Annotated in this window: 15 protein-coding genes; 5 read left to right on the top strand and 10 right to left on the bottom strand. The window is 44.7% G+C overall.

Annotated features, from left to right (window positions below; all coding sequences use genetic code 11):
• Positions 1–217: 217 nt before the first annotated feature.
• Positions 218–2,995, top strand: coding sequence for an insulinase family protein (locus NX845_RS09895; protein WP_108156718.1), 2,778 nt, complete (start codon positions 218–220; stop codon positions 2,993–2,995).
• A gap of 471 nt (positions 2,996–3,466) precedes the next feature.
• On the opposite strand, the gene fadJ is transcribed toward NX845_RS09895, so the two are convergent.
• Both fadJ and fadI read right to left on the bottom strand, forming a co-directional pair.
• Complete coding sequence (fadJ, locus tag NX845_RS09890) at positions 3,467–5,683, bottom strand: fatty acid oxidation complex subunit alpha FadJ (RefSeq protein ID WP_004736045.1); 2,217 nt, start codon at positions 5,681–5,683, stop codon at positions 3,467–3,469.
• On the bottom strand, positions 5,683–6,990 hold the full coding sequence (fadI, locus tag NX845_RS09885; RefSeq protein WP_017076797.1) for an acetyl-CoA C-acyltransferase FadI: 1,308 nt from the start codon (positions 6,988–6,990) through the stop codon (positions 5,683–5,685). Before fadI ends, fadJ begins: the two co-directional genes overlap by 1 nt.
• Before the next feature lie 562 nt (positions 6,991–7,552).
• Here fadI and NX845_RS09880 point away from each other — a divergent pair.
• The 4 genes from NX845_RS09880 to NX845_RS09865 all read left to right on the top strand — a co-directional run bounded on the left by NX845_RS09880 (position 7,553) and on the right by NX845_RS09865 (position 11,945).
• Positions 7,553–8,101 carry a sigma-70 family RNA polymerase sigma factor gene (locus tag NX845_RS09880; RefSeq protein ID WP_004736042.1) on the top strand — a complete coding sequence of 183 codons (549 nt, stop codon included), beginning with the start codon at positions 7,553–7,555 and terminating at the stop codon, positions 8,099–8,101.
• Complete coding sequence (locus tag NX845_RS09875) at positions 8,094–8,822, top strand: DUF3379 domain-containing protein (RefSeq protein ID WP_260256787.1); 729 nt, start codon at positions 8,094–8,096, stop codon at positions 8,820–8,822. Before NX845_RS09880 ends, NX845_RS09875 begins: the two co-directional genes overlap by 8 nt.
• Before the next feature lie 297 nt (positions 8,823–9,119).
• Complete coding sequence (locus NX845_RS09870; protein WP_102481570.1) at positions 9,120–10,379, top strand: outer membrane protein transport protein; 1,260 nt, start codon at positions 9,120–9,122, stop codon at positions 10,377–10,379.
• Positions 10,380–10,673: 294 nt separating this feature from the next.
• Positions 10,674–11,945 (top strand): outer membrane protein transport protein, encoded by a 1,272-nt coding sequence (locus NX845_RS09865; RefSeq protein ID WP_102481571.1) that lies wholly within the window; start codon positions 10,674–10,676, stop codon positions 11,943–11,945.
• 96 nt (positions 11,946–12,041) lie between these two features.
• Here NX845_RS09865 and NX845_RS09860 read toward each other — a convergent pair whose 3' ends face one another.
• The 8 genes from NX845_RS09860 to NX845_RS09825 form a co-directional block, all read right to left on the bottom strand.
• Complete coding sequence (locus tag NX845_RS09860; RefSeq protein WP_102481572.1) at positions 12,042–12,827, bottom strand: VacJ family lipoprotein; 786 nt, start codon at positions 12,825–12,827, stop codon at positions 12,042–12,044.
• Positions 12,828–12,946: 119 nt separating this feature from the next.
• Positions 12,947–14,167 (bottom strand): c-type cytochrome biogenesis protein CcmI, encoded by a 1,221-nt coding sequence (gene ccmI / locus NX845_RS09855; protein WP_102447221.1) that lies wholly within the window; start codon positions 14,165–14,167, stop codon positions 12,947–12,949.
• Positions 14,167–14,655 carry a cytochrome c-type biogenesis protein gene (locus NX845_RS09850; RefSeq protein WP_102447220.1) on the bottom strand — a complete coding sequence of 163 codons (489 nt, stop codon included), beginning with the start codon at positions 14,653–14,655 and terminating at the stop codon, positions 14,167–14,169. The genes ccmI and NX845_RS09850 overlap by 1 nt, the downstream gene beginning before the upstream one ends.
• Positions 14,652–15,203: a DsbE family thiol:disulfide interchange protein gene (locus tag NX845_RS09845; protein ID WP_017076803.1), complete on the bottom strand. Its 552-nt coding sequence runs from the start codon at positions 15,201–15,203 to the stop codon at positions 14,652–14,654. Before NX845_RS09845 ends, NX845_RS09850 begins: the two co-directional genes overlap by 4 nt.
• A gap of 5 nt (positions 15,204–15,208) precedes the next feature.
• The gene (locus NX845_RS09840) at positions 15,209–17,179 is read right to left on the bottom strand and encodes a heme lyase CcmF/NrfE family subunit (protein WP_017084525.1); all 1,971 of its coding nucleotides are present in this window, start codon (positions 17,177–17,179) and stop codon (positions 15,209–15,211) included.
• Positions 17,176–17,658 (bottom strand): cytochrome c maturation protein CcmE, encoded by a 483-nt coding sequence (gene ccmE / locus NX845_RS09835; RefSeq protein WP_017076805.1) that lies wholly within the window; start codon positions 17,656–17,658, stop codon positions 17,176–17,178. The genes NX845_RS09840 and ccmE overlap by 4 nt, the downstream gene beginning before the upstream one ends.
• Positions 17,655–17,861: a heme exporter protein CcmD gene (gene ccmD, locus NX845_RS09830; protein ID WP_004736230.1), complete on the bottom strand. Its 207-nt coding sequence runs from the start codon at positions 17,859–17,861 to the stop codon at positions 17,655–17,657. Before ccmD ends, ccmE begins: the two co-directional genes overlap by 4 nt.
• Positions 17,862–17,875: 14 nt before the next feature.
• Positions 17,876–18,616 carry a heme ABC transporter permease gene (locus tag NX845_RS09825; protein WP_004736229.1) on the bottom strand — a complete coding sequence of 247 codons (741 nt, stop codon included), beginning with the start codon at positions 18,614–18,616 and terminating at the stop codon, positions 17,876–17,878.
• Positions 18,617–18,620 lie beyond the last annotated feature (4 nt).

Here is an 18,620-nt window from a genome sequence, read left to right as displayed (position 1 = left end):
AGCCGCAGTCTATATAAATAATTATATCAAGTCACTTGCTAAAGAGTTCGACTTTCTTAACAATCTTATTAAAAGAAAATAAATCACTGATAAAAATCGATAAAAATGATTTAGAAGTCGCCAAAAAGCTCTTCATATCCCAAAATGTGATCGCAAGGTTTGCACCTCAAATCATCGCGTACATAATTTAAAAACCACCTTCTCTGGAGATGCTTCTGTGCATTTAAGCCCTAATGATGAACATCAATACCGTTACGTAACCTTGGATAACGGATTGCGAGTACTGTTAGTTCACGATCAGAACGCTCAAAAAGCTGCAGCCGCACTCGCCGTTAATGTCGGGCATTTTGATGACCCTACAGACCGAGAGGGTTTAGCGCACTACTTAGAGCATATGCTATTTTTGGGAACTGAAAAGTATCCAAAGGTCGGAGAGTTCCAAAGTTTTATCAGCCAACATGGCGGTAGCAACAATGCTTGGACCGGAACCGAACACACCTGCTTCTTTTTTGATGTTGAATTGAATGCCTTTGAAACCGCACTCGATCGCTTCAGCCAATTTTTCACAGCGCCACTTTTTAACGAAGAAGCACTAGATAAAGAACGCCAAGCCGTTGATTCCGAATATAAAATGAAACTCAACGACGACTCGCGACGCTTGTACCAAGTTACCAAAGAACTGGTGAATCACAATCACCCATTCTCGAAGTTTTCTGTTGGTAATATCGAGACGTTGGGTGACAGAAACGGTGAAACGATTCGACAAGAGATCTTGGCTTTCCACCAGCAACAATATTCAGCCGATCTAATGACGCTGACACTGTCTGGCAATCAATCATTAGACGAAATGCAAAGTTGGGTTGAGGAGCGCTTCAGTTCTATTACCAACCATCATCTACAAGGCAAGAAGGTTGCAGTTCCGATTGTTGGTGAATTAAGCACGGGTGTACAAGTACACGTTAAACCGATAAAAGAAGTGCGCAAACTTATCTTAACCTTCCCAATGCCAAGCATGGACGAGCACTATGGCGTTAAGCCATTATCATTCTTTGCACACCTTATCGGTTACGAAGGCGAAGGCAGTTTAATGATGCAGCTGAAAGAGAAAGGTTGGATTACTTCCCTCTCGGCAGGTGGCGGCGCAAGTGGCAGTAACTATCGTGACTTCACGATCAGTTGCTCAATGACCATCGAAGGCTTAACCAAAACCGATAACGTCGTTCAAGCAATATTTCAGTACATCAAACTCATTGAACAACAAGGCATCGAAGAGTGGCGTTATCTTGAAAAACGCGCCGTTTTAGAGTCCGCTTTCCGCTTTCAAGAGCCCTCCAGACCGCTCGATGTCGTCAGTCATCTTGTTATCAACATGCAGCACTATCAAGAGCAAGATGTGGTGTATGGCGATTATAAGATGTCGCACTTTGACGAAGAGTTACAACGCTCTTTGCTTCCCTACTTATCTGTCGACAACATGCGGGTCACCATCGTAGCTCAAGGCTTCGAGTATGATAGAGAAGCGAAGTGGTACTTTACGCCCTACTCCGTTACGCCTTTTAGCTCAGAGCAGACCCAGTGCTTTACGTGCATCAACCCCGGCTGGATGTTTGAGCTGCCAAGTAAAAACCCATTTATTTGCTACGACTTAGACCCTGCTGAACTCGAAGGTGACGCTAAGCACCCACAACTGTTAGAAGAGCTCGACGGCTTTAAGTTATGGCACCTCCAAGATCATCAATTTCGAGTACCTAAAGGTGTGGTGTATATCGCTATCGACAGCCCACATTCAGTCGCCACCCCGAGAAACATCGTTAAAACACGCTTGTGTGTAGAGATGTTCTTGGACTCGCTTGAAAAAGATACGTATCAGGCTGAGATTGCGGGTATGGGCTACAACATGTATACCCATCAGGGCGGTGTAACACTCACGCTTTCGGGATTCAGCGAAAAGCAACCACAGCTGCTCAATATGATCCTTGAGCGCTTCCAAGCACGCGACTTTAGTCCAACACGCTTTGAAACTATTAAGCATCAATTGCTCAGAAACTGGAATAATGCGTCGCAAGATCGTCCTATTTCGCAACTCTTTAATGCGATGACCGGAGTACTTCAGCCAAATAACCCGCCTTATTCCGTATTAATTGAAGCATTGGAAACGATTGAGGTCGATGAACTCTCTTCTTTTGTTCAAGCGATTTTGGCTGAACTGCATGTCGAAATGTTTGTGTATGGTGATTGGAAAAAAGCCGATGCACACAATATGGCTGAAACGCTAAAAGATGCATTACGTGTTCAAGACCAAGCTTACGAAGAGTCACTACGCCCATTAATCATGTTGGGTGAAAATGGTAGCTTCCAACGCGAAGTCGTATGCAATCAAGATGATTCAGCCATCGTGGTTTACTACCAATGTGCTGATATTTCACCTAAAAATATTGCGCTGTATTCATTGGCGAACCATTTGATGTCAGCCACCTTCTTCCATGAGATTCGTACCAAGCAGCAGCTAGGCTATATGGTCGGCACTGGCAATATGCCGTTGAACCGACACCCGGGTATTGTGTTATATGTGCAATCACCGAATGCTGCCCCAGCAGACTTGTTAGCCTCGATAGATGAATTCCTCAATGCCTTTTACATGGTGCTGCTGGAGCTTAACGACTATCAATGGCACAGCAGTAAACGCGGGCTCTGGAATCAGATTTCAACGCCAGATACCACCTTGCGCGGTCGCGCTCAGCGCTTATGGGTCGCGATAGGCAATAAGGACTTGGAATTCAATCAGAGAGAGCGTGTCTTAGAAGATCTTAAAGGTCTAACACGCTCAGACATGATGCGTTTTGTGGTCAGCCAACTTAAACCTCGTACGGCAAATCGTCTGATTATGCATGCACACGGTAATGCTCATAATGAGGAAGAAAAGCTGTCAGCAGGTGTGGAGATTGGCTCAATTGATGAGTTTCAGTTACGTCCTAAAGACTGTGAACTTGGCTGATAAAGCTGGGATAAAAATCATAAGGTTGATGTGAAAGCATCAACCTTTTTTCTTGGGTGAAGCACAAAATCAGATCTCCTATTACGCTCTTTCGTCACTCCCAAGAGGGAGGAATGACCGAGTTGGGAATCTCCCGACACACCGATAATATCAGGCAAAACACATCCCTCTTCTCGTCATTCCCGAGAAGGAGGAACGACTGAGTCGGGAACCTCCCAACACTCCAACATCCTGAATAAAAACACTCCATCCTTATCATTCCGGATTACGGAGAAGCGGAAAAGTCAGGAATCTTCCGCTCCACACCGACACTACCTGACAGAACACACCACTCCCCGTCATTCCCGAGAAGGAGGAAAGACTGAGTCGGGAATCTCCTTCCTTTCGCACACTCAAAAAAATAAAAAAGCCCGCTTCAATTGCTTGATACGGGCTTAATAATCAATGTGCTAGAACGTTACTTGTAGAGAGTTACTTATAAAAAGACTCATCCAAGCCAGCACGTGTCAGTAGGCCATCGCATGGCGCAAAACGATCACCGTACTTCTTAGCGAAGTCGTTCATCATTTCGACCAATGACTTAATACCAATTTGATCCATGTATCGGAACGGACCTCCTAAGAATGGAGGGAAACCGATACCGAAAATAGCACCAATATCGCCATCACGTGGGCTGCGGATAATACCGTCATCCAAACAACGAACCGCTTCGTTTAGCATAGGTAACACACAGCGCATCGCGATATCGTTATCGCTCAACTTAGGATCGGGTTGCAGCTTAAGCAGCTTGTAAACTGACTTATCGACTTCTTTCTTCTTACCTTTGTAAGTGTAGAAACCTTTGCCACTCTTACGGCCTTTACGGTTGTCATTCAAAAGAATATCGAACACATCAGGGCCTTGGAAACGATCGCCAAGCTCATTCACTAAAATTGGAATAATCTTCGCGCCGATATCAACACCCACCTCATCTAACAAAGTAATTGGGCCAACCGGGAAACCGAAGTCCAATAACGTGCTATCGAGCTTTTCAATCGGCTCGTTTGCCAATAATAAGTGCGCGGCTTCATTCATGTACGGAGCAAGAATACGGTTCACGTAGAAACCAGCCGTGTCTTTAACAACAATCGGCGTTTTGCCTTGCTTCTTCGCTAATGCTACAACCGTCGAAATCGTCTCTTCTGACGTAGTTTCATGAGGGATAACTTCGACTAGCGGCATTTTTTCGGCAGGGCTGAAGTAGTGAAGACCGACAACGTTTTCTGGTCGCTGCGCCTTCTCCGCAATCTTATGGATTGGCAATGAAGACGTATTCGTCGCAAAGATAGTCTCTGGCTTTGCATTGGCTTCAATGTCCGCAACCATTGATTGCTTAAGATCGAGGTCTTCAAATACCGCTTCAATCACCACATCAGTGTGATTAAAGCTCGTAAAGTCGATACCACCAGAAAGCTGAAGCATCTTACTTTCCAGACCAGCTTTAGTCAGAATGCGACGCTTACGCTGCTTATCGAACAACTTAAAATTGTAGTTCAGCGCGTTCAGCACGCCTTCATTGGATACGTCTTTAATGCGAACAGGCACTTTCGCTTTGGCAACGCTAACATGGCTGATACCAGCACCCATAAGGCCACCGCCCAGCACACCAACACGCTTAACCGCTTTGGGTTCTGCGTCTGCGCCGTGCTCTTTTTTCATTTCAGTGGTGGCAAAGAAAATCGAACGAAGGGCTTTGGATTCTGAAGTCATTACCAGTTCAGAGAAACGCTTCGCTTCATACTGAAGGCCTTTATCAAAACCGTTCTCAAGGCCGTAACGAATGACATCAAGAATCGCATCGGCTGCAGGGTAATTACCGCGTGTTTTCTGGTTGGTTTTCTTCGAAGCCTGTTCAAAAATAACCTTACGACCAAGACCCGTGCGTGAAATAAGCTTCTCTTTGGTCGAAGCTTGGCTTTTAGACGCAAGACGCTTGCCTTTTTTGCCGCCTGAGTTCTTTTCAACAAAGCTCTTAGCGACTTCAAGCAAGATAGTTTCTGGCACACAAGCATCCACAACACCAAGCGATTTCGCTTTCTTAGCGCGCAACTGCTTACCCGTCAGAATAAGGTCAAGAGATGGCAGCAAACCGATAAGGCGAGGTAAACGCTGTGTACCACCAGAGCCTGGTAACAGACCTAACTGTACTTCTGGCAAGCCAAGGCGAGTCTTATCTGAGTCGGTACATACGCGGTAATCACATGCCAACGCAAGTTCTAAACCACCACCTAAACATGGACCGTGGATCGCTGCGACTACTGGATATGGAAGATCTGAGAGTGTTTGGAACATCTCCTGCCCTTGACGAGCAAGAGACTGTGCTTCGTCAGCCGTTTTACAAGCATCAAGCATTCGTACATCAGCACCAGCGATAAAGTTATCTGGCTTTAGTGAATGAACGATTAAGCCTTTAACTCGGCTTTGCTTTTCTTTTAACTGCTCGAAGATGGCTTTCATTTCTTCAGCAAAAGCCGCTTGCAGCGTGTTCATTTTCTCGTTTGGCACATCAATCGCTAACCAAGCAATATCTTGCTCATCAATATTAAGAGTAAATGCTGTCGCTTTCTTTTTGGTTGATTCAGTCGCTGACGTTGAATCTGGTTGAGCGACGGTTTCTTTTTCTGTTGTTGCATCAAGAGTCGTAGACATTATTCTACCTCCAAGATCATTGCTGCACCTAAACCACCAGCCGCACACGCTGTGTTCAGTGCCAAGCCGCCACCACGACGTTTAAGTTCACGCAGTGTTTGAGTCATCATACGCGCGCCAGTCGCAGCAAACGGGTGTCCGTAAGCAATTGAGCTACCCAGCACGTTGAATTTCTCCATATCAATCTCACCGATCGCTTTGTCACGGCCAAGATTCTTCTGAGCAAACTCGTCACTTGCAAACATTTTGACGTTCGCTAGAACTTGGGCTGCGAATGCTTCGTGCATCTCGATTAGAGTTAGGTCTGACAACTCTAGACCTGTGTTCTTCAACACTTGTGAGGTCGCGTAGGTTGGCCCCATCAACATATCCGTTTCAACACCAATCGCTGAGAATGCATAGCCACGAATATAGCCAAGCACTTCTAAGCCTAGCTCTTTAGCTTTACCTTCGCGCATCAACATCACCGCAGCACCGCCATCGGTAAGAGGTGTTGCGTTGGCTGCCGTTACACTGCCGTACTTTCTATCGAATGCAGGGCGCAGTTTCGCGTAGCCTTCAACCGTTGAGTCGTGGCGAACGTTGTTGTCTTCCGCTAGGTACTTTTTATAAGGCGCTGGGAACGCCGTCATCACTTCGTCTTTAATCTTGCCTTCTTTCCATGCTTGAGAAGCCAAAGAGTGAGAACGGTGAGCAAGTGCGTCTTGAGCTTCGCGAGTAATACCATGCGTCTTCGCCATCTGCTCAGCCGTTTGTCCCATGGATAAACCGGTCGAGTATTCTGCGACTGCCGGTGGCACTGGCATCAGATCTTTTACTGAAAGCGTTTTAAGAATCTTCAGCTTCTGACCCATGGTTTTCGTTTTACTCAGCGCTAATAAATTTGCCGCTAACTTTTTCGAAACGCCAATAGGCAATACAGAAGAAGAATCCGCACCGCCTGCAATACCGACATCAATCGTGCCAGCCATAATGCTCTCGGTCACGTTGACTGCCGCTTGGAAGCTGGTCGCACATGCTCGTGTCACACTGTAGGCATCGGTATTGATGTCCATGCCCGTACCCAACACGATTTCACGTGCAATATTCGGTGCTTCTGGCATTTGCACTACTTGGCCGAACACCACTTGTTCGATAAGCGCAGGATCGACATCTGTTCTTGCAAGCATTTCACTCACAACCATTTTGCCTAGGTCAACCGCAGGCACTTGGCTAAATTCTGTACTCTGACGAGCGAATGGGGTTCGTAGTCCAGCGACAACGGCAACACGTTCTCCAGAACGCGTTTTGACTTCCTGTTTGCCCATGGTTTCTCCTTAAAGTTAAGAGGTCTGACCTGAAGCATTGTAAAGAAGTTGTTAATTAAATCAAACGAGCGTTTAAATAAACGTGATACGAGTATCTCACTGTTTGAAAATATAACTGCGCATTCAGGCGAACCTTTTTGGGGGAAAGGTTGTCGTAAGAGACTAAACTATTGTAAGCAAAGACTGTTATCGCTGTGTAGGGAATGGTTTTCTTGAGGCAAAAAAAAACCACACAAAACTGTGTGGTCGGAATGTATATAAAGCAATTAACTTAACGCCAATTGAAATAATCAGTTTCCTGATTAGGAGAAAGTAAAGTCAGCCTTCAAAAGGAAGTGTCGTCTTGCTCAACATGCTAACCACGAATGACTAACTAGACGACAAGGTGTACTATAGCTTGTTCGAGGCCTTAGATTTTGAAGTAGATCAATTTTAATGTGATTTTACGGTTTCCTGCCGATCGTTAGCCTTAAAAACGAAACAGAATATAAAAACGAAGCACAACGTATAGAGGACAGCTATACGCAGAGCAATTATGGAGGCTCGTGTGTCAATAATAAAAATGTTTGGAAAGAAAACAGCCAAGCGTCCGGTCAACTCTGATATGGACAAACAAAGAAAGTACGAAGCACTCGTTCGTGCCTATCATCGTGACCTCTTTCGCTACGCCTATTGGCTATGTAAAGACAAAAGCATTGCCGAAGATTTAGTACAAGAGACTTGCCTTCGTGCATGGAAGTCACTCGATAGCTTACAAGATGAAAAAGCCGCTAAATCTTGGCTGATCACCATCTTGCGACGCGAGAACGCTCGACGTTTTGAACGCAAACAGTTTGATCTGGTTGATATCGACGATCATGGTAACGATGCAAGTGTCAGCGATGACCCACATCATCAACACCTGTGGTTGCAAGCTCAGATCATGAAACTTGAAATCGATTACCGTGAACCCCTCTTCTTACAAGTGATTGGTGGTTTTAGTGGTGATGAGATCGCAGATATTCTCGACCTCAACAAAAACACGGTGATGACACGTTTATTCAGAGCTCGAAATCAGTTGAAAGAGATGCTGGATACAGAAGAGGCAGAGAGGGGGCAACATAATGGATGATTTGGAATTTCGTCGTCGTGTATTGTCGGAACCTAAGCAACGTACACAAGATATTATTGATGCAGCAGCAAGCAGCGAAGCCAATAGTAACTTTCTAGACGATGTACTATCGCTTGATAAACAGATCCATTCAGCAATGAATGTGAATGTGCCAGACGATCTTGCTGATCGTATACTGTTCAATCAGACCTCAAGCGAAGAAAGCAAAGTAGTAAGACCTACGTTTGCTCGTCGAGCGATGGCAATGGCTGCCTCGGTGGCGTTTGTTGCTGGTTTATTGGTTGGCCAAGTTAACTGGGGCAATGCATTCGTTTCACCCGCGCAAGCAAGTTTGGCAGATACGGCAATGAAACATGTTGTCGATGAAAAGAGCTTTGTGAGTGCGCTTGATGAGAATGTTACTTCACAACAAATCAATGCCAAGATGAATCCGTTTGCATTTCAATTTGATGAAGCCTTCCCTTACCACGTCTATTACCTGAACCATTGTGGCTTTGGCAAGTCCAACGCAATGCACATGGTTTTCCAAGGCGAAAAAGGCAAGGTCACTCTGTTTTTAACTGGAATTCCGACTGACAAGTCTATCGACTTTGATGAAAAAGGCATGTCAGGCTCAGTAACACCGATCGATGGCAGCAGTTTGATCCTTGTAGGCGAAGATGGCGAGGATGTCTCTAAAATCGCCGAAAAGCTGACAAAAATGATCAAACCAATGAGCTAATTTGCTCTCAAAGCCCCGTAACAAAAGGCCCAGTAAGTATATCACTGATATTGCTGGGCTTTATTTATCAATAAACCGCAAAACCATTCACCGCAGATATACCTCTAGAGTTAAAACTCTAAAAAATGGCATTTATCACCATTTTCGTGCCAGATAGGCGTCATTTCCATAATTTTACACTCATTTTTTCCAATGGTCGGATTTGTATATCGTATACTTGCGAATAGGATCAGCCACCATTGAGCAATTGCTCAAATTAATCGCCCTGTAGAGGCGGATATATAAAGGATTAAATGAATGACTACCAACAACACGCGTCTGTTTAAAAAGTCTCTTTTAGCAGTAACAATCACACTGGCGTCTTCGCAAGCGATGGCAGCAGGTTTCCAACTTAACGCACAATCAGCAACCGGCATCGGCCGTGCTTTCGCTGGTGATGCAGTAATCGCAGATAACGCGTCAGTAATGGCACGTAACCCTGCAGCAATGGCACTATTTGATAAAACTGAGCTATCTCTTGGTTTTGAAAGCATCACTTCAATGATTGAAGTTAAAGATGCTACCTATAAAGGCTTCATGGGAAGCACCTCCAGCAATGCTGATTATGACGATGCTGGTGATACTTCTATAGCTCCAAATATTCACCTTATTGTTCCTATCAACGAAAAATTTGCTGTAGGCTTCAATGCTTATTCGAACTTTGGTACAAAAACTGAGTTCAGCGATAGCTATGTGGGTGGTGAATATGGCGGCCTTACAGATGTAAAAAGTGTTAACTTTGGCCTAGCTGGTTCGTACCGTTTAAACGATCAATGGAGCTTTGGCGCTGGACTTGATCTTATTTACGGCAAAGGCGAGCTAAAACGAACAATGAGCTCAGAATCAGGCACAGGTGGGCTCCCTTTACCACAACCTGGGCAAACGGTCCTTGACGCTGAAGCAGATGGCTGGGCTGTTGGCTTTAACCTTGGTACTGTTTTCGAATTGAATGAAAACAACCGTTTTGGTTTGGCTTATCACTACTCTCCGAAACTTGAAGCTGAAGGCGATATCAGTTACCAAGGCACTGAATATAAAGATGACACTCTTTATATGCCTCTACCTGATATTGTTGAGTTCTCTGGCTTTCACAAAATCGAAGATACTAAATTCGCGGTTCACTATTCAGTACAATGGATTGGTTGGAGCTCATTTGACAAGCTAGAAGCAGAAAAAGCGGGTGTTCTAAATAATTACGAATGGCAAAATGGTATGCACTACTCTCTAGGTGGTACATATTACATGAATCGTGATTGGACACTTCGTGCCGGCTACATGTATGACACTAGCGCACAAGATGAAGTAACTTCAGTTTCAGTGCCAGATTCAGATCGCCAATGGTTCTCAGCTGGTTTCACATACCACATCAACGAAGCATCAAACGTAGACTTTGGTTTCACATACCTGATGGGCGACGATGTTACAGTCAACGAATCAACTTCTGTTGTTTCGTCAATTTCAGCAACAACTCGTGCAGATGCAATCCTAATGGGTCTGCAGTACAGCCGTAGCTTCTAGTAAAGCTAGGTGATAAACCCAAAGGGTCGCATTACGCGACCCTTTTTTGTTGCCTAAACCACTGACCGACATCAATTTAAGCTTACAGCTGTAGCCTGCAAAGGCAAAATATGCCTACAAGTGTACGCTCAAACTTCGCAACACAGCCGAAACATTTAGATTATTTCTCTAATAATTAAACACATTTACTCATTTAATCCCTAAAACACTGTTTTATTCGAATTTCATTTTTAAAGTAATAACTCTAAACGTAGAATCACGACACTAAATACTTATGATTCAGCGAACATAATAATGAAAATGAATAAGACTCTTCTATCTGCTGCAGTGGCAGTTGGACTACTTTCGACTTCTACCGTCACTCACGCGGCAGGCTTTCAACTAGCAGAATACTCAGCAACAGGCCTTGGCCGTGCGTATGCTGGTGAAGCAGCAATCGCAGACAACGCTGGTTCACAATGGCGTAACCCTGCCCTTCTTACTTATCTAGAAGGCACACAGGTCTCTGTTGGTGCTATCTATGTTGATCCAAATATTGATATCGACGGTACTTCAACATCAGGTGGCACCTCTACACCTTCAAATTCTAGCGATTTCGCTCATAGTGCAGTGATTCCAAACTTTTATGTTTCTCATAAGTACAACGACAAATTTGCATTAGGTTTTGCAGCTGGTACCAACTACGGTATGGAAACAGACCTAGGTAAAGATTTTGGTGGCGCAAACCACGGAAATGAAGCAAGCGTAACCACAATGGAGCTAAACCTAAACGCTGCATACCAAGTACTTGAAAGCGTATCTGTTGGTGGTGGCGTTCGTTACATCATGGCTGAAGGCAGTTTTGGTGCTGTTGCTGCTGCTGATTACTTATTCATGAATAAGGGCGACACCTTAAAATACATGGAAGGTGATGACACCGCATGGGGTTGGCAAGTGGGTACCGTTTGGCAACTGAATGAGAATAACCGCCTTGGTTTTACTTATAAATCAGAAGTTGACTTAACCCTAGAGGGACATGCTAACGGCCGTGGTTTCAATACTTTTCAACCAAATAAGAAAGATGCAGGCTCTATGGATCTAGCTCTGCCTGCTACAGCAGAACTTGCAAGTTTCCACCAATTGACAGAGAAAGTTGCGGTCCACGCGAGTGTTAACTGGACAAACTGGAGCAGCTTTAAAGAACTTGTTGCTGATTTCCCCAACAAAGATAGCGTAGATATCAAGGAAGAAAACTGGGAAGACAACTACCGTTTTGCAATTGGTACGACTTATCAAATGACGCCAAAGCTGGCTCTACGTTCTGGTATCGCATATGACACTTCTGCTGTAAGCGAAGAGCATCGTACTGCGACGATTCCTGAAACAGACCGCACTTGGTTAAGTATTGGTGCGGGCTACCAATGGTCTGATCAATTAACTCTAGACGCAGGTTTCACTTACATTTTAGCGAAAGATGCAAAAATGCTTGAAGATGATGCAAGTTCAGAACCATTTGGTGGCACATTTGAAGGCGAAGTAACGGGTAGCATTTGGTTAGTAGGTATTCAAGCTAACTACCGTTTCTAATCTGGTTGCTTAATCTAAAGTAGCAAATATAAAAAAAGGCTCGATGTTATTTTCAACATCGAGCCTTTCTTTTATCAGTTATTCAAAATCTTATATCTAGTAGTCTTCTAGGTATCCGTCAATGAAATCTTCTTCTTCAAGATCGACTTCTTCCGGTTCGATTTCGGCTTTAAAGTCACGACGTTGAATGTAAACTTCACGAGTCAGAGCATATGGATCTGGCGAGTCATCCAACAAAGCTTCTTGAGAAACTAACTGAGCTCGAGTCTCCATACCTTCAAATGCCCACTTTCCGAGGCTCGCCCAGAAGTTCAACAGAGCTAAAGGCACATATAAACTATCCACTTGCTCCGTCACTTCACGAGTCGTAATAGGACCATAACCCGGCACCATAAAGTACGGCCCATTCCCTACCCCATAATGACCAATCGCATCAGAAAACGACTTGTCGTCATATTTGGTGATACCCGCTTCACTGGCAATATCGATTAGACCCAACAGACCAAAAGTTGAGTTAATCCAAAAACGGTTGAAATGGTCGAGTGCTTTCTCGCCATTACCCATGAATATGTTGTTCACCATGCTTGCAGGTTCGTCTAAGTTGGCTAAAAAATTTGAGATACCAGAGCGAACTGGAACAGGGGTGTAGCCAACATAAGCGAGTGAAATAGGACGAACTAAATAAGGATCAAGATATTCGTAGTTGATATCCCACATCGCTCGGTTGAACCCTTCGAAAGGGTCATTCGGGTGGGACTCTTCGACGTATTCAGAGGTTTCGAGGTTATTATCGTTCGTGCTTTCATCTGGCGCGCTAGAACAGCCCACCGTTAAGCTTGCGATAAAAAGTAAACTCGAGAGTCTTAAAACACTGACAGACATATCACCTTTTCCATAAGGAATAATAAAAAAAGGCCAGCAATCGCTGGCCTCAATTGTTTGCGTAAGTCTATACCGTTTATTGCAAAATCGGAATAGCTAACACCTATGCAAAATGATGATTAATATTGCTTATTGATATTAATGGTCACTGGAGCGCCCAGTTCAACCACTTCACTTTCACCGTACCAATCACCATCGCGAGTTGAAACGTTACCATCTGTATCAAGCCTAGCTCTAACCATCAGAGTTTCAAGGCTAGACAACTTCGAGCCTTCCATCATGCTGTTACCATCATCGAGAACAACAGTGCGTGGGAAAGAACCCAATGGGTAACGGGCTGCAGCGACCGGCATTGGCGAACCATCAGCTCTATGTACCGAAACAACCAGCACAGACTTAGGATCAGCGTTCACATCGCCAGACAGCTCAAGTGTTACTGCAACGCTCTTACCTTGGTCAACACCCATGGTGTCGCCCATTTTCTTCTGAGCACTTTCAATACTGCGTGACAACATCTCGTAGCGACTGTCTTGTGGACCAATCATCTGTTGCATGATGCTCCAGTACTTGACAGCACCCGGGTAATCTTGACGTTCAAAAGAATCAAACGCTAGCAGTGAGAACACTCGAAGGTCGACATAATCGTTTTGGATCAAACGGCTCAAAATCAAACGCGCTTGGTTTTGATCGGCTTCATCAGGTGAAAGCATCAATGCTTGAGCAAAACCTAGCTGAACATCTTCATTCTTAGGCTCAAGTTTGTAAGCTCTTTCCATAGAATCTTTCGCAGTTTCTGCGTCACGGTTTGCTAATGCAATACGACCAAGCAGTAACCAACCAGTTGAATCTTTTGGTTGATAGTGAAGACGAGTACGAAGCGCTAGAGTCAAATCTTCAAGTTCATCATCGGTAAGCGTTCCACCTTCTGATGACATTAACTTTTTAGACAACTCAGGAAGGTTTGAACTCACTTCTTGCCAGTGTTGAACTTTATCTAATGCACCAAACTGAAAGTACATACCATAAGTCACAACCAGAACCAGGATCACTGACGGTACAACGACACCCAGCGTAGATATTTGTGTTCTCTTGATTTTTTCTTGCGTTGGAACGTCATCAAGTAGTGACTGTTTTAAGTCAGCGATCAGTTCTTGCTGGTTATCAACAAGGCCTTCTTCAGCTTCTACTTCTAATTCAACTAAGCGATCTTTATAGAAGGCTTTATTCAACTCATCGCGAAGCACGTCATCGTTGTTTTCTTTCTTGTTCAAAAAAGGCAGAACAATCAATAAAATCGCGGCTAGCGAAAGGACAATTGTAGAAATCCAAAATAGAGTCATTACTGTTTATCTCCGTCGTTCTCTTCGTCGAGTAACGCTTTTAAACGTGCTTCTTTGTCTGCATCCCAGTCTTTATTGGACTCTACTGCTTTCGATTTTGACTTTCTGCTTCGTAAAACAATCAAACCAAAACCTAATACAACAACCGAAAACGGGCCAACCCAAAGGATCGATGTCGCTAAGGTCAGTGGCGGGTTGTACGTTACAAAGTTACCGTAACGAGCAATCATATAATCAATAATTTCTTGCTCAGACTTGCCTTCTTTTGTCATCTCATACACTTTTTGACGCAAGTCGACCGCAAGTTCCGCGTTCGAATCACCAATCGTGTTGTTCTGACATTTTGGGCAACGAAGCGTATTGCTCAAATCTTTAAATTGTTGCTCTTGATCAACCGTATCAAACTCATGAAATTCGATAGGCGCAGCCGTTACCGACGCAGAGATAGCGAAGGTGGCAAACATTGCTACAAGTGTTTGTTTAATCATTTCGCCTCCTCCAATAACTCTTGGTACATCGGCTGAAGCGTCGATGCCCAGTTAGTCGGGTTCACGTCACCAACATGGCGGTAACGAACCACGCCGCTGGCATCAATGAGGAAGGTCTCAGGAGCGCCATATACGCCAAGGTCAAGACCTAACATACCGTTACCATCGAACAAGCTGATTAAGTACGGGTTGCCCAGTTCTTTTAACCAACCAACCGCTTTATTACGATCATCTTTGTAGTTAAGACCAATAATCTTAACGCCTTGATCCGCTAACTTATTCAGGTAAGAGTGCTCTGCATAACAAGTAGGACACCAAGTCGCCCACACATTAAGAAGCAGAGGCTCACCTTTAAAGATAGCTTGATCATGAAACTTACCCGGCTGTTCCAAATCCTCTAGGCCAAACTCAGGAACCTGCTTACCAATCAATACGGATTCAAGTTTAGTCGGGTCATCACCCGACTGGTTACGCATCAATTGAGTTGCAAAGATTCCAGCTAGAACCATGAACGCAATCAATGGAATGAATAAAATCTTCTTGTTCATTCGAATTAAGCCTCCTGCTCTTGAGCCGACTTTTTCGTTGGCTTACGGAAACGGTAACGACGGTCACTGATAGCAATCACACCACCAATCGACATGATCAAAGAACCCGCCCAGATCCAACGTACAAATGGTTTGTAGTAGATACGTACAGCCCAAGATTTGTTGTCGTCTAAACGCTCACCCATTGCGATATAAAGGTCGCGCGTTACGCCACGATCAATCGCCGCTTCAGTCATCATAGACTTAGCTGTAGTGTAGAAACGTTTTTCAGCGTGAAGCGTGTTGATGTATTTGCCTTCTTTGGTAATTTCAAAGTCAGCAATGTAACCATCATAGTTAGGGCCATCTTTGTCACGAACCCCTGTAAACAGGAAGCTGTATTCTTCAAGTTGGTAGCTTTCGCCTGGCGCTAAACGCACATCACGTTCGATGCTGTAGTTTTGCACCATCGCGATACCGATCACTGTTACGGCTAAACCCATGTGACCACAGATCATTGCCCAATGGCTACGAGGTAGCTTAGTTAAGCCTTTCATGAAGGTATGACGGTGTGTTGCACGCTCATGCAGCTCAAAGCCGTGCATGAAGAAGATCCAGAACGCCATCACCCAACCAGCAAAAGCAGTACCACTGAAGCGGTCAGCTAGCATGGTCACCATTAGCGCACTTAAACCTAGCGAGAAGATACCCGAAACTAACATTGGCTTAATAAGCTTAGACAGGTTGTCACGTTTCCAACGGATCAGTGGACCGATACCCAATAGGAACGAAAACGGGATCATTAACCAGAAGAACAACATATCAAAGAATGGTGCACCGATTGAAACCGAGCCCAAACCTAACTGCTTATGAACTAATGGCAGTAGCGTACCGACTAACACAACGACAAGCGCAGCAATCAATAAGATATTGTTGCCGAGTAGTGCGTTTTCACGAGAAACCAAATCAAAGTTACCACGGACACGAACCGATGCGCCTTTAACAGCAAACAACAGCAGTGAGCCACCGATAACGAATACTAGGAAACCTAAAATAAACATACCACGAGCAGGATCTGACGCGAATGCGTGAACCGATACCAAGATACCCGAACGAACTAAGAATGTACCTAGTAAGCTTAAAGAGAATGCAGAGATAGCCAGTAATACTGTCCAGGCTTTAAATGTGCCACGCTTTTCTGTTACCGCAAGCGAGTGCATCAGCGCTGTACCAGCCAACCAAGGCATGAATGAAGCGTTTTCTACTGGATCCCAGAACCACCAGCCACCCCAGCCAAGTTCGTAGTAAGCCCACCATGAACCAAGTGCGATACCTACCGTTAGGAATAACCAAGCAGCGATTGTCCAAGGACGAGACCAACGAGCCCAAGCCGTATCTAGACGACCGCTCATTAGAGAAGCAATAGCGAAAGAGAACGCAACCGAGAAACCTACATAACCCATGTAAAGCATAGGCGGGTGAATAATCAAACCCGGGTCTTGCAGTAATGGGTTCAAGTCACGGCCATCGACAGGAAAGTAAGGCAGTGTACGTAAGAACGGGTTAGACGTTACGATAATGAACAGCAAGAAGCCGACAGTAATCAAGCCCATGATAGCCAGTACGCGAGCCACAGACTCTTGTGGCATACCACGGCTAAACGTCGCTACTGCAACCGTCCAACCCGCTTGGATAAGAACCCAAAGCAGTAATGAACCTTCATGAGCACCCCAAACCGCTGTGATTCGGTAGTACCAAGGAAGTTGGCTATTCGAGTTACTTGCTACGTATTGAACCGTAAAATCATTGGTGTAGAACGCGTAGCACAAGATAAAAAACGAAATCGCTAGGAATCCGAACATACCCCATGATAGCGGTCGCGCACTATTCATTAATAATGTGTTATTTCGAGCTGCCCCATACAGCGGGAGCACACTCAATAGCAATCCCAGCCCTAAGGACAGGATCATGGCAAAGTGGCCGATCTCGGCTATCATTGAGCACTTCCTTCTTTTTGTTCTGTCGAGTACTGCATTGGCTCATGGGTTTTCTTCATTGCTTCAGCAACTTCAGAAGGCATGTACTCTTCATCGTGTTTCGCTAAGACTTCGAAAGCTTCAATTGTTGTCGCATCTTTCAGAACGCCTTGAGCAACAATACCTTGCCCTTCACGGAAAAGATCAGGAAGAATGCCATCGTATAAAATCGTTACTTTAGGACCAACATCTTTCAAGTCAAAACTTACACGTAGTGATTCGTTGTCACGGCTTACAGAACCGACTACAACCATGCCACCAATACGCAGACGTTGGCCAACTTCAGGTTTCTTGCCGTCTTTGCCGTTAACAAGCTCAGTTGGCGTGTAGAACAGATCCATGTTCTGGTTAAGCGCATAAACCATTAATCCAACAGTTGCACTGATACCAAAAAAGATCGCTAAGACAATGCCCAGCCTCTTTTTACGTCTTGGGTTCATAGAGTGTTCTCCATATTTTTTGCTGCATCGATACGAGCTTGACGATCAATCTTAGCTTGTACTTCATTTAGTAATTGCTTACCACGACGAACGCTTAAGACCAGTAAAATGATCATCGCGAGGAATGTGATTCCAAATGCACTCCATACATATGAGGCGTAGCCACCCATGGCAAAGAAATCACTCAGAGATTCAAAATACATAATTACCTACCCTACTACGCTTTATCAGCCGCGAGTTTACGAACCCACGGACGGTGACTTTCTTTACTGATGATTTCGTTTCTAAAACGAACCATAGTCACAGCACCAAAGAAAAAGGCGAAGCCGAAGATGTTGAGAAGAAGCGGCCATAGCATGTCACTTGAAATAGAAGGCTGATCGAACTTAGTAATCGTCGCGCCTTGGTGAAGTGTATTCCACCACTCTACTGAAAAGTGAATGATAGGTAGGTTGATGACACCAACGATCGCCAAAATACCTGCTGCTTTCGCTGCGGTTTTTTGGTCGTCAAACGCGTGGTGTAGTGCAATCACACCCAAGTATAGGAATAGAAGAATCAGCTCTGAGGTCAAACGTGCATCCCAAACCCACCAAGCACCCCACATTGGTTTACCCCAAACAGCACCAGTTAGCAGCGCTATGAAGGTAAAAACAGCACCAATAGGCGCCATAGCCAATGCAGCCATGTCTGATAATCTCACCTGCCATACCAAGCCGATAAATGCAGCAATTGCCATCGACATGTAGACGCCCATCGACCAAATTGCAGACGGAACATGGATATAGATGATACGGAAGCTATCGCCTTGTTGGTAATCAGAAGGCGCAAATGCAAGCCCCCACACAGTACCTACTGATAGACACAATAGCGCTAGGATAGAGAACCATGGCAGAAGTTTACCAGCAAGCTGATAAGAGGTTTCTGCTTTGGCATAGGGATGGAGCCATTTCCACATGTTG

The organism is Vibrio sp. NC2, from assembly GCF_025195005.1.
In the GTDB taxonomy this organism is placed as follows: domain Bacteria; phylum Pseudomonadota; class Gammaproteobacteria; order Enterobacterales; family Vibrionaceae; genus Vibrio; species Vibrio splendidus.
The sequence above is the reverse complement of the archived record's forward strand: the minus strand, read 5'-3'. Positions and strand labels throughout refer to the sequence as shown.

Coding starts and splice junctions, on each gene's coding strand:
- NX845_RS09870 (WP_102481570.1), top strand. CDS start 9,120: ATGACTACCAACAACACGCGTCTGTTTAAAAAGTCTCTTTTAGCAGTA.
- NX845_RS09875 (WP_260256787.1), top strand. CDS start 8,094: ATGGATGATTTGGAATTTCGTCGTCGTGTATTGTCGGAACCTAAGCAA.
- ccmD (WP_004736230.1), bottom strand. CDS start 17,861: ATGTATTTTGAATCTCTGAGTGATTTCTTTGCCATGGGTGGCTACGCC.
- ccmI (WP_102447221.1), bottom strand. CDS start 14,167: ATGACTCTATTTTGGATTTCTACAATTGTCCTTTCGCTAGCCGCGATT.
- NX845_RS09865 (WP_102481571.1), top strand. CDS start 10,674: ATGAAAATGAATAAGACTCTTCTATCTGCTGCAGTGGCAGTTGGACTA.
- NX845_RS09840 (WP_017084525.1), bottom strand. CDS start 17,179: ATGATAGCCGAGATCGGCCACTTTGCCATGATCCTGTCCTTAGGGCTG.
- NX845_RS09860 (WP_102481572.1), bottom strand. CDS start 12,827: ATGTCTGTCAGTGTTTTAAGACTCTCGAGTTTACTTTTTATCGCAAGC.
- NX845_RS09850 (WP_102447220.1), bottom strand. CDS start 14,655: ATGATTAAACAAACACTTGTAGCAATGTTTGCCACCTTCGCTATCTCT.
- fadJ (WP_004736045.1), bottom strand. CDS start 5,683: ATGTCTACGACTCTTGATGCAACAACAGAAAAAGAAACCGTCGCTCAA.
- NX845_RS09880 (WP_004736042.1), top strand. CDS start 7,553: ATGTTTGGAAAGAAAACAGCCAAGCGTCCGGTCAACTCTGATATGGAC.
- NX845_RS09825 (WP_004736229.1), bottom strand. CDS start 18,616: ATGTGGAAATGGCTCCATCCCTATGCCAAAGCAGAAACCTCTTATCAG.
- fadI (WP_017076797.1), bottom strand. CDS start 6,990: ATGGGCAAACAGGAAGTCAAAACGCGTTCTGGAGAACGTGTTGCCGTT.
- ccmE (WP_017076805.1), bottom strand. CDS start 17,658: ATGAACCCAAGACGTAAAAAGAGGCTGGGCATTGTCTTAGCGATCTTT.
- NX845_RS09845 (WP_017076803.1), bottom strand. CDS start 15,203: ATGAACAAGAAGATTTTATTCATTCCATTGATTGCGTTCATGGTTCTA.